The sequence below is a fragment of the Hyphomonas sp. genome (assembly GCF_036964145.1).
Lineage (GTDB): Bacteria > Pseudomonadota > Alphaproteobacteria > Caulobacterales > Hyphomonadaceae > Hyphomonas.
On sequence record NZ_JBALUC010000013.1, the window covers coordinates 1 to 905 of the forward strand.

Here is a 905-nt window from a genome sequence, read left to right on the forward strand (position 1 = left end):
AGAGCCTGATCCAAAAAGAGTTGTGTGATTTCAGCGGCTTGTGATTCTCTGTGGTTGCGAAGCTACGGAGAGCCACATGCCTTGGACTGAAACCACACGCCCCATTTATGCGCGTGATTGCACGCGCTATGCAAGCGATCTGACCGATGCGGAATGGGCACTGATCTCGCCATTGATGCCAGCGCCCAAAGGGATCGGGCGTCCGCGAAAGACCGACCTGCGCGAGGTCGTGAACGCGCTGATGTATATTGCTTCGACGGGGTGCCAGTGGCGTTTCCTGCCGAAGGATTTTCCACCTTTCTCAACGGTGCAGAAGTATTTTTATCGCTGGCGCGACACGCGGCTGCTGGAGAAGATCAACCACCGGCTCCTGCTGGCGACGCGCGAAGCCGCCGGGCGAGACGCCCAGCCCAGCGCCGGGGTGATCGACAGCCAGAGCGTGAAGACCACAGAAAGTGGCGGAATTTCAGGGTATGACGCGGGCAAGAAGGTCAAGGGCCGCAAGCGTCACATCCTCACCGACACTGAAGGATTCCTGGTCACCGCCCTGGTCCACGCCGCCGACATTCAGGACCGCGATGGCGCCCCAGCCGTGCTCGCTGAAGCGCGCTTCCGGTTTCCCTGGCTGCGCCTCGTCTTCGCCGATGGCGGATATGCCGGGGACAAGCTGAAAAGGGCGCTTTCGAAAATGGGCGACTGGACGCTCGACATCATCCGGCGCAGCGATAAGGCCAAGGGCTTCGAAGTCCTGCCGAGACGCTGGGTCGTCGAGCGTACCTTCGGATGGCTCGGTCGTTCACGCCGCCTCGCCAAGGACTGGGAAACCCACCTCGAAAGCGCCATCGCCTGGCTCTTCATCGCCCATATCCGTATCGCAACGCGAAGGCTTGCAAGAGCCTGATTTT

The 905-nt window shown here is 60.7% G+C and carries 1 protein-coding gene; it reads left to right on the plus strand.

Features of this window, described 5'->3' with window-relative positions; genetic code table 11:
• Nucleotides 1-76: 76 nt before the first annotated feature.
• Nucleotides 77-901: an IS5 family transposase gene (locus V7660_RS17160; RefSeq protein WP_335604273.1), complete on the plus strand. Its 825-nt coding sequence runs from the start codon at nucleotides 77-79 to the stop codon at nucleotides 899-901.
• The last annotated feature ends 4 nt before the right edge of the window (nucleotides 902-905 follow it).